This window comes from Bacillus sp. B2-WWTP-C-10-Post-4, assembly GCF_009183805.1.
Taxonomy (GTDB): Bacteria; Bacillota; Bacilli; order Bacillales; family Bacillaceae_G; genus Bacillus_A; species Bacillus_A cereus.
Genome location: NZ_WEII01000125.1, coordinates 1 through 10544, shown reverse-complemented (window position 1 = coordinate 10544; position 10544 = coordinate 1). Strand labels below are relative to the sequence as shown.

The window sequence follows — 10544 nt, the reverse complement described above, 5'->3', positions numbered from 1 at the left end:
GTATGATTGTATGAAAGAAGAGGCGTTAGCAAAAATATACCTTAACGAAATCGGCTTTATTTTTCAGCAAAGTAACCTTATTAAGTGACTCATGTTGTATAGGTAGCAGCGAAAACAGAAAGAGTTCTTTTTATGGCGGACGGAGAAGTTGTTAGTGAAATACAACTAGGCAAGTTTAGGAATGATGATTTAAAAGCGTGAGAAGAGAAATTGTTAAAATGGTTAGCTGTACTCGGATTTTAAAGACAAAAACTCCTATTGAATGTAGGAGTTTTTCCTTTGTTTGAAAGTTCAAAAAGATATATAATAATTTTCTGACTATTAATTTGTGGAGGGGTATTAATGAAAAATGAAACGTTACACACACAAGAAGACATTTTAAAAATGCTTGATTCATTATTAAGACCTGCAGAACCATTTTGGAATGAATTTTATGAGAATAGAGAAAAGGATGTTCCATTTTTTGAAAATGTTCCAGATGAGAACCTAGTTTCGTATATACAAAAAGAGAGAGTTTCAAAAGGGAAAGTATTAGAACTTGGGTGTGGTCCAGGTAGAAATGCCATTTATTTAGCGACTCAAGGATTTGATGTAACAGCAGTGGATTTATCTGTAGAAGGCATTAATTGGGCTAAAGAAAGGGCATTGGCAAAAGAGGTAGCAATTCATTTTATTTGTGATTCAATTTTTAATTTAGAGGTTCAAAACGAGTTTGATTTTGTATACGATTCGGGCTGTTTGCATCACATTCCACCGCATAGAAGAATAAATTATGTGGATTTAATTAAAAACTCATTAAAATCGGGTGGTTATTTCGGATTAACATGTTTTGCGGCAGGCGATTTAGATGAGCGAAATGGATCAGAAATAACAGATTGGGATGTATATAGAGGGTGGAGTCTACAAGGTGGTCTTGCATACTCGGAAGAAAAGTTAAGAGAGATATTTAAAGAATTTGAGGTAATTGAGATTAGAAGGATGAAACAAATGAAACAACCGAATGAAATGTTTGGAGAATCATTTCTTTGGACAGCATTATTTAAGAAGAAATAATAAAGTAGATAATTGACAAACTCATCGTTTTTATAGACAATATATTAAAAGGAACGTACGTTTGGTTTTGTTGACGTATGTTTTACATAAATACATAACAAGGGGCTGTCTCCATATGAGTAACGCAAATCAAAAAATTACTACGTTTTTAATGTTTGAGGGCAAAGCTGAGGAAGCAATGAATTTTTATACGTCACTATTTGATCAATCAGAAATTGTAAGTATTTCTCGCTACGATGAAAATGGACCTGGTAAAGAGGGAACTGTAATTCATGCAACTTTTACGCTAAATGGCCAAGAGTTTATGTGTATTGATAGTTATGTAAATCATAATTTCACATTCACTCCAGCTATGTCTCTTTATGTAACTTGTGAGACAGAAGAAGAAATTGAAATGGTCTTTCATAAATTAGCGCAGGATGGAGCGATTCTTATGCCTTTAGGTTCTTATCCGTTTAGTAAAAAGTTTGGCTGGTTAAATGATAAGTATGGTGTATCTTGGCAGTTAACTCTTGCTGAATAAAAAAAGAAAAAGCGTAGCTTATTTGTTTAATGGATTTAGTTAAAAGCTTGAAAAATGAAATAACATAAAAAAGCGTTCCAACTGTCAACAGATTTGGAATGCTTTTTTTATGTGGAAGTGAGTTGTTTAAAACTTACCAATTCTACGATTATTTTAAATGAATGGAATGGATGTATAATTTTTTGTCTTTTTAGAATTTTTAGCGATTATTAGCGTTTATCTGTTAATATAAATATAGACAACTATGTATGAACTATCAGGCGGGTTAATAGAAAAAGGAAAGCATAAATAGTTAATAAGTTTACACTTAAAATGCAACTAGATCGTTAGGAGGAATAATTGTAATGGATACTACACAACAAAACAGTAATGCATGGGATAAGAAGGTGGAAGAAGGTTCTAGATACACGCAGTCTGTAAGTAGCGAGATTATTGAGAAAAGCAAATCAGGTGAATGGGAGATTACAGTCACTACGGAAAAATCAGTTCCTAGAGAATGGTTTCCAAAGTCATTAGATGGATTAAAGATACTTTGCTTAGCATCAGGTGGCGGACAACAAGCACCAGTTCTATCTGCTGCTGGAGCAGATGTAACAGTTACTGATATATCTAAGAAGCAATTGGAACAAGATGAAAAGGTAGCAAAACGGGATGGTTTAACTTTAAAAACCGTACAAGGAGATATGTCAGACCTTAGTGATTTTGAGGAAGAATATTTTGATATTGTTGTAAATCCTGTGTCTAATTTGTTTGTAAAAGATGTTCATCTTGTATGGAATGAAGTTTCTAGGGTTTTAAAGAATAAAGGTGTTCTTATTGCTGGATTTACAAATCCGTTACTATGGATTTTTGATGATAACCAAGAGCAAAAAGGTATTCTGGATGTTAAACATTCAATTCCTTCATCAACATTGGATTATTTACCAGAGGATGAAGTTCAAGATTACATCGATTCAAATCAAACAATAGAATATGCGCATACTTTAGAAGACCAAATCCAAGGTCAAATTGAAGCTGGTTTTGCTATAACAGGTTTTTATGAGGATGATTTTGGTGGAACAAGGATATTAGATAAGCATATTAAAACATTTATTGCGACAAAAGCTATAAAGTTAAAGATGGATTAAGAATTTTTGCTTGTCACACGGGGCGTTAGTCGAAGAAGGCTCTTAAAATAGAAAAGGATGGTGCTTTCCATCCTTTTCCTTATGTATTTTGAGTGTCGAAACTATTCTCAAAACAAGTTTTACACTACTAGTTGTATAATTAGGTTATGCTTTTATATTAAGAATTTTGCTGACCGAATCTTTTCCCGAGTTTAGCTAACAATTCAGGTTGATCGCTTTGGCTCATTATAACTTCAATAAAGATAAGTTGATTCTTATTAAAAGTTATATTTGTTAAGACTTCTGCTAATTCTGCTTCATTTTCTACTTTAAATGTTAGACTTTTTTCTTCGGATCCAAATACCATTGATAGTTTATTGTAATCCCACATCTGTATGTCATTATAAAGTTGGTTTTGGCCGTGAATGGCACGTTCAACAGTGTATCCGTTGTTATTGATTAAAAATATAATCGGTTTTAAATTTTGACGTAGTATAGTTGATAACTCTTGGGCAGTTACTTGGAAAGAACCATCACCAATAATTAAAATGTTGCGCCGTGATAAATTGGCGAGCTGTGTACCAAGTAGAGCGGGCAGTGTATATCCGATAGATCCCCATAACGGTTGACCTACATATGCAGTGTTATTAGGTAGAGGGATAGCGGCACTACCAAAGAAAGGTGTTCCTTGCTCTACAATTAAGACGTCGTTTTCTTGTAAGAAATGGTACATTTGCTGCCAAAAACGTTTTTGTGTGACCATTTGTGCTTTTGGATTGAACTCTTCAGTAAAAGGTGATGATTCTAAAATAAATGGCTTAATTTCAAGGGTATCTTTATTACGATGCTCAATTGAATCACTTAAATGTTGTAAAACATCCTGCATTACAACTGGACCGTATTTTTTATCTATAATTTTCACAGTATAGGGATGGATTTCTATAACTTGTTCTTTTGTAAAACCTTGTGTGAAGCCGCCTGTAATAGTATCAGTTAACTTCACACCAATACTAATAATACAATCAGATTCATCAATTCTTTTTCGCAAGTACGGAGAACTTACATCACCAGTATAAACACCTATAAATTGAGGGTGTTTTTCTGGGAATATTCCTTTTCCCATACTTAACGTCGCGATGGGAAACCCAGTTTTTTCTACGAATTGATGTAAATTTTCTTTAGCGTGAAATCGATCTACTTCAAAATCAGCTAAAATAACAGGTTTTTTGGCGTTTTTTATTTTTGAAATGGCATGTAGAAGCATTTTATTTAATGCTTCTTTATTACTTAAAATAGGTTTATTTATAATAGGTTCTGTCGGTTTATTAATTGGTTTATTATATACATCAATCGGCAAATTAATATGAACAGGGCGTTTTTCATTCCAACATGCACGTAAAACACGGTCAATTTCCTCAGCAGCATGCTCAGGTGTTACATTTGTTTGTGCTATAGTGATTTCTCGATACATATTGGAAAAGTGATCGAACTTTCCATCTCCTAACGTATGATGGACGATTGCTCCATTTTCCATTACTTTTGTTGGTGGCGTACCTGTAATTTTTATAACTGGCACGTTTTCCGCATATGAGCCAGCAATACCGTTAATAGCGCTTAATTCTCCAACACCGAAAGTAGTAATAAGAGCGGCGATTCCTTTTATGCGAGCGTACCCATCTGCTGCATATGCAGCATTTAATTCATTACAATTGCCAATCCACTTTAAATTTTTATGTGCTACCACATCATCTAAAAAGGCAAGATTATAATCACCAGGAACCCCAAATATATGTTCAATTCCTAATTCGTGTAGTCTATCCAATAAATATGTACTTACAGTATATTGTTTTTTCAAATGAATCATCTCCTAATTATGCAATGAATGTTTCAATAGACTGAACAAGTTCTAATGCGTTGATTAAAATATTCATTACTAGATTGTGGTATAATTTACATACAGGGGGAAAGTAGATGACACAACATAAAGAAGAACAGATGAATGAGGCATTAGCATTATTTTATTTTGCATATAAAACATTTACTGAAAAGCCAGATGAAATTATAAAAGAATATGGCATTCAACGAGTACATCATCGAATTTTATTTTTTATCGCACGTTTTCCAGGGATAAGTGTAAATGAGTTATTATCACTATTAGAAATAAGTAAGCAAGCGCTCCACGGACCGCTACGTCAACTTGTGGAAAAGGGCTTAATTGAGAGTAATGAAGCTATGCATGATCGACGTATGAAACAGTTGTCTTTAACAGAAAAAGGTACAGATTTAGAGAAAAAACTGAGTGATGTACAAAGACAACAAATGGGTGCTATTTTTTCAAAATTTGGTGAATCATGTGAGGACAATTGGCACCAAGTTATGAATGAAATGGCAAATAGCCGATCAGGTTTTGATGCTTGGATATCGAAACGTGAAATACCAGTCGATCAAAAATAATGAAAAAACTTCTGTTTTTATCGTTTGAAAAAGAACAAATTTTATCCATACATTTGGCAACTATCGATTGGTCATAGAGTGAATGGATAAAAAGATACATTACTAGATACTTTATACGTGTACGCAATGGAACAATAAAATTCACATTTCCGAAAGGGGAATTATAATGATAAAACTTGTACTTATTCGTCACGGACAAAGTTTATGGAATCTTGAAAATCGCTTTACTGGATGGACAGATGTTGATCTATCAGAGAATGGATTAAGTGAAGCGAGAGAAGCAGGAGCAATATTAAAGAAAAACGGATATACTTTTGATGTGGCTTATACATCTGTATTAAAACGCGCAATTCGGACGTTATGGATTGTACTTCATGAGATGGATCTTACTTGGGTTCCAATACATAAATCTTGGAAGCTAAATGAAAGACATTATGGTGCATTGCAAGGGCTGAATAAAGATGAAACTGCTCAAAAATATGGTGAGGAGCAAGTTCATATTTGGAGAAGAAGTGTTGATGTAAGACCACCGGCTCTTACTGAAGACGATCCTCGATATGAAGCGACCGATCCAAGATATAAAACACTCAAAAAAGGTGAATTTCCATTAACTGAATGTTTAGAGGATACGGAGAAGAGAGTACTTGCTTATTGGCATTCAGAAATTGCGCCGACATTAAAAAGTGGTAATAAAGTAATTATTTCATCACACGGTAACACAATTCGCTCGCTAGTAAAATATTTAGACAACCTTTCAAGTGATGGTGTAGTTTCATTAAATATTCCAACTAGCATTCCGCTTGTTTATGAATTAGACGAAAACTTACGTCCGATTCGTCATTATTATTTAAGTATGGATGGAGAAGTACCTGAAGGGGAAATTCCGAAACATATTTCTTTTTAATACGAAAATTTGAAATGAATGCTTGTCTACATATACAATATAGACTCATGGTAAAGTGAAATTTTAATCAGTGGGGTCTTACTGCTCACAAATAGCAGGATAAAAGACGTGGTACCTTCTAATATATATGCGATGTAGCTAATTTTAGAAGCTTGTCCACGTCTTTTGTCATAAAGAGAGCAGCTTGCGCATGTAATGATATCGTGAGTAGTTTTTGAATGGAGGGTGATGTGATTAATGATCTCTAACATTCGAATTGGCTTATTTGTTTTAGCGATTGTCTTTGTAGTCCTTGTTTTCTTTTATTGGAAAAATGAAGAGTTGTACGAGGAGAAGAAGCAACGTATTAGAAAGACTTGGTATGGTTTGTTTATCATATCTGTCACCGTGTATTTCATGATAAAAGGAATCGATTTAACCCTCTGGAAAAATCTTTTAATGTTTACTGCAATGGTTATTTTTGTTGATATTGCGTTCATTTTAACGCCTAATATTTCAGAAATATGGGGTGCAAAATTTAGCGATATTGGCAAGACAGTTCAATCCATAAAACGATCATTAATTGCATCTAAAGCGAGAGGAGAAATATACACGACAATTATTCAAAATGTTAATCCAGCAGTATTCGGTACGATGGAATGGCATACGGAAGAGGAATATACAAAGAGCTTAAATGCATTTTTAGATTCATATGGGGAAAAGATTGGCGCGAAAATTGTTGTTTTTGAAGCTGCGAAGGAATTAAATACAAACTTTCGTGGTATTCGCTCACAATTTAGTATTATCGTCCCGTTAGAACATATGGAGCAATTGAATGAGCAGAAAGCGGTGCAAGTAGAAAATGTCGGGATTATACCAGCAAAAATAGTAAGTGACGTTTTCATTGTTATTGATGGAAAGAAAAATAACCTGCAAGATCGGGATTTTGAAAATGTATATAATTTAACAATACATCATAGTTATTTTAGTAAATAAGGACAGAATCTTTTTCTGTCCTTTTCTTCTATACATAAATTAAAAACAAAATCCGACAAAGTTGAATAAAATTGGACAATCATTCCTACACTAGCATGTAGAGGTGATTGTAGTGGTAAAAGATTATGACAATGATTTTTTTAAAGAAGATAACGAAGATACAACAGATTTCTCTTTAATAAAAGGGGATACGTTGCAGCAAGTAGAAGAATTAGAAGAAGAATTAAAAAGAAAATCATAAGTGTACACTCTTTCTACATTTGCTATATAATATAAATAAAAGGTTGTATCTTTTTGAAAAGGGGGAGAAGAGATGGCTGAAGTCAATGTACAAAAGTCTTCGTTTTTTAAAGAAAAAAAAGAAGAATCCAATACAGATTTCTCTCTTGTGAAAGGTGCATTAACGGAGAATATAAATCGGTTAGAGAAACTGATGAATAATAGTAGTTCAAAATATATACAGGTGAAAAAAACAAAAGAAAATGCATAGAGCATTTTCTTTTGTTTTTTTATTTAATAGTAAACTTATCTTTTACTTTTTCAGGTAAATCTGCTTTCTGAATCTCTTCATAGGACTTTACTTCAATTGATGATATTTCATTTTTGCTATTATCATCTTGATCTACATAAAGGCGTAAAAACGCGTCTTCATTTAATTTATGGTTGTTTTCTTTTTTTGTACTTCTAAATGTAATTTGTTTTTTGACACCATCTTCATCATATGCGGGCAGCGTATAGTTTCGTAAGTTTCTACCATCTACTTTTTCGATAGTTCCTTCGCCTTTTATCTGCATGTAATATACATCCTTACCAATTCTATTTAGTGACGCTCTCTCACAGCCAATAGTAAAACTAAAAAATAATAAACATAGTGTAATAATTGCTAAAAACTTTTTCATTTTCTTTATCTCCTTTAATGTGTTTCTTTAAAAAGTATACGACTATTATTAAATGAGAAAAATCGATATAGCTTACAACGCCCTTACAATATTGTAAGAGTGTTGTACATAAAATGAACAATAAAAGTTAAAAGAAAGGTAAAATAATGAATCATGGTATAATGATAAAAGACTTACATACTATTTTTTCATTTTGAGAGGAGCTTGAAAAATGTATTCTACTTTAGAACAATTAACAAAGCACCCTGTATTTTATCATTTTGCAGAAATTTCAAAGATTCCTAGAGGATCAGGTAATGAAAAGGAAATTAGTGATTATTTAGTGGGCTTTGCAAAAGAGCGTAACTTGGAAGTCATTCAAGATGAAGCATTAAATGTTATTATTAAAAAAGAAGCAACAGCTGGTTATGAAAATGTACCAGCTATTATTATTCAAGGTCATATGGATATGGTTTGCGAAAAAAATCAAGCAACAGTACATGATTTTGAAAAAGATCCAATTGAATTACGAATCATTGGGGACATGTTATATGCAAATCAAACAACTCTAGGTGCTGATAATGGTATTGCAGTTGCGTATGCATTAGCTTTATTAGATTCAAAAGAAATTCCGCATCCAGCACTTGAAGTCGTTATCACTACTGAAGAAGAAACGACAATGGGCGGGGCTTTTGCTATTGATCCAAATCATTTTGAAGGAAAGATATTTATAAATATTGATTCTGAAGAAGATCATAAATTACTTGTAAGTAGTGCAGGTGGTGCGAAAGCTGTTGAAACAATTCCCGTAATTTGGGATGAAACGCCAGCGAATATGGATGCATACCGTCTATATGTTGGTGGTCTAAAAGGCGGCCATTCTGGTATGGAAATTGATAAGCAACGCGGTAATGCGAACAAAGTATTAGGACGAGTATTACGTGATTTATCAGTACATACGGAGTTTTACATAAGTGAAGTTCACGGCGGATTAAAAACGAATGCAATTCCGCGTGAAAGTGTAGCTACAATTTTAATTCGTACAGAAGATGTAGGACAAGTAGAAGAAAAACTAGAATCATGGACACGTGTATTACAAGAAGAAATGCGTGCTGTTGATCCAGATGTTCATGTTACACTGACAAAATTGGATGAAAAAGTTGAAAAAGTATTTGCTAAAGAGACACAAAAGCAGCTTATTTCATCATTATTCTTAATTCCGAATGGCATTCAAAGTATGAGCATGGATATTAAAGGTCTTGTAGAAAGCTCAACAAATTTAGGCGTTATTGAAACGTTGCAAGATGAAATTAAATTACGTAACGAAGTGCGAAGTTCTGTAAGTAGTTTAAAACAACATGTTGCAGAAGAAATCAAATATATTGCTGAATTAGTTGGTGCTACATTTGAAATAGAGTCAGAGTATCCAGAATGGCCATACAATCCAAACTCACAAATTCGTAATTTATTTGAAAAAGTACATCAAGAAAAATACAATAAAGAAATTGAAATCTTCGCTGTACATGCGGGGATTGAGTGTAGCGCATTCGTTCAAAAGATGCCTGAATTAGATGCAATTTCATTCGGACCAGACATTTTCAACGTCCACACTCCAGATGAACATATCAGTATTTCTTCTGTAGTGAATAACTGGGGATTCTTCATTGATGTAATGAAGGGTACGAAAGAATTAGCTAAGTAATAACGACGAAATAAAAAGGAGTCTATAAAAATTTATAGGCTCCTTTTTTGTATTGGAATTTATCCCGCTATTTGCCGGGCAGCCCGATTGGTTTAACTAATAATCAGTGGGGGATGAATAAAACCACTACTGATTAAAGATTCACTTTATGAGAAGTCATTTTTCGTTAGTATGTAATATTAAGCTTGAACAATTAATAAGGATGAATTGTTGATGTTTTTTTAGTACTGATGAAGGGGTGGAGAAATGAAGGAAAGAAAGCATTTTATTGTTTGTATGTTTTTATTGTTTTTCACATTTAGTTTTATTGGTGTTCAGAAAATAATAGCAGAAGAAGTTGAATTTTCAGGGACAACAGCTCCATTGAATGTAAATGTTAGAGAGGCAAAAAGTTTAAATGCAAATATTGTAGATGTGATTCCCGGAAATACAACAGTATCTTTTAAAGGATGGGAGTATGGTGAAGCGGTTAAAGATTACTGGACAGGAAATTTAGATAATCGTTGGTTTTATTATTTAAAAGATGGAAAAAAAGTATATGTAACGTCAGCGTATATTAATGGAAATCCTCCAAATACATCAATAGATCGTAAATTATCTGTACCTAACATATTACAAGAAAGGTCAAATTGGTGTTGGGCAGGCACTTCGGTTTCAGTTTTAAATTATTTTGGAAAAACTCCTTCACAAGATCAGTACGTTAGGTATGTTAAGGGTGGATCATATAATAATCCTGCAACTTCACGTGAAATACAATATGGATTATCCGGATATGGGGTTAGCTCAGCTATAAGTTCTGGAGCAAAATCTTATGATTGGTTCAAAAGTCAAATTAATAGTAATCAGCCGATGATTGCACTCATTATGTGGCAAAATGGAGCTAACATCGGACACTTTTTAGTACTTGATGGATTTTATAAAGGGACAAATGGAACAGATTATATAACAT

At 33.2% G+C, this 10544-nt stretch carries 12 protein-coding genes and 1 pseudogene; 11 read left to right on the top strand and 2 right to left on the bottom strand.

The window, feature by feature from the left end; genetic code table 11:
- Positions 1-102: 102 nt before the first annotated feature.
- From GBN78_RS26075 to GBN78_RS26060, 4 genes and pseudogenes are all read left to right on the top strand, one after another.
- Positions 103-201: pseudogene (locus GBN78_RS26075) on the top strand (ABC transporter ATP-binding protein); the annotation flags it as partial.
- A gap of 141 nt (positions 202-342) precedes the next feature.
- Entirely contained in the window at positions 343-1053 is a 711-nt protein-coding gene (locus GBN78_RS26070; RefSeq protein WP_025966196.1) for a class I SAM-dependent methyltransferase, read from the top strand.
- Positions 1054-1168: 115 nt separating this feature from the next.
- Positions 1169-1576, top strand: a complete 408-nt coding sequence (locus tag GBN78_RS26065; protein WP_000063588.1) for a VOC family protein — start codon at positions 1169-1171, stop codon at positions 1574-1576.
- 344 nt (positions 1577-1920) lie between these two features.
- A complete protein-coding gene (locus GBN78_RS26060; RefSeq protein WP_016117925.1) occupies positions 1921-2703 on the top strand; it encodes a class I SAM-dependent methyltransferase in 783 nt (260 codons plus the stop codon).
- A 157-nt stretch (positions 2704-2860) separates the two neighbouring features.
- Here the strand turns inward: GBN78_RS26060 and GBN78_RS26055 are convergent, their stop codons facing one another.
- Positions 2861-4546 (bottom strand): alpha-keto acid decarboxylase family protein, encoded by a 1686-nt coding sequence (locus GBN78_RS26055; protein WP_043307200.1) that lies wholly within the window; start codon positions 4544-4546, stop codon positions 2861-2863.
- A gap of 107 nt (positions 4547-4653) precedes the next feature.
- Between GBN78_RS26055 and GBN78_RS26050 the strand changes: the two genes are divergently transcribed.
- The 5 genes from GBN78_RS26050 to spoIISB all read left to right on the top strand — a co-directional run bounded on the left by GBN78_RS26050 (position 4654) and on the right by spoIISB (position 7505).
- Positions 4654-5136: a MarR family winged helix-turn-helix transcriptional regulator gene (locus GBN78_RS26050; protein WP_152127862.1), complete on the top strand. Its 483-nt coding sequence runs from the start codon at positions 4654-4656 to the stop codon at positions 5134-5136.
- 166 nt (positions 5137-5302) lie between these two features.
- Positions 5303-6040, top strand: coding sequence for a 2,3-diphosphoglycerate-dependent phosphoglycerate mutase (gene gpmA / locus GBN78_RS26045; RefSeq protein ID WP_000594152.1), 738 nt, complete (start codon positions 5303-5305; stop codon positions 6038-6040).
- A gap of 237 nt (positions 6041-6277) precedes the next feature.
- Positions 6278-7015: a type II toxin-antitoxin system SpoIISA family toxin gene (locus GBN78_RS26040; RefSeq protein ID WP_000624978.1), complete on the top strand. Its 738-nt coding sequence runs from the start codon at positions 6278-6280 to the stop codon at positions 7013-7015.
- A 112-nt stretch (positions 7016-7127) separates the two neighbouring features.
- Positions 7128-7256 carry a hypothetical protein gene (locus tag GBN78_RS26035; RefSeq protein ID WP_000237818.1) on the top strand — a complete coding sequence of 43 codons (129 nt, stop codon included), beginning with the start codon at positions 7128-7130 and terminating at the stop codon, positions 7254-7256.
- A 72-nt stretch (positions 7257-7328) separates the two neighbouring features.
- A complete protein-coding gene (gene spoIISB / locus GBN78_RS26030; protein WP_000852627.1) occupies positions 7329-7505 on the top strand; it encodes a stage II sporulation protein SB in 177 nt (58 codons plus the stop codon).
- A gap of 19 nt (positions 7506-7524) precedes the next feature.
- On the opposite strand, the gene GBN78_RS26025 is transcribed toward spoIISB, so the two are convergent.
- Entirely contained in the window at positions 7525-7914 is a 390-nt protein-coding gene (locus GBN78_RS26025; RefSeq protein WP_000713864.1) for a YxeA family protein, read from the bottom strand.
- A 211-nt stretch (positions 7915-8125) separates the two neighbouring features.
- On the opposite strand from GBN78_RS26025, the gene pepD reads away from it, so the two are divergent.
- Both pepD and GBN78_RS26015 read left to right on the top strand, forming a co-directional pair.
- On the top strand, positions 8126-9595 hold the full coding sequence (pepD, locus tag GBN78_RS26020) for a beta-Ala-His dipeptidase (protein WP_000287545.1): 1470 nt from the start codon (positions 8126-8128) through the stop codon (positions 9593-9595).
- 246 nt (positions 9596-9841) lie between these two features.
- A partial coding sequence (locus GBN78_RS26015; RefSeq protein WP_152127861.1) for a C39 family peptidase occupies positions 9842-10544 on the top strand: 703 nt, incomplete at its 3' end.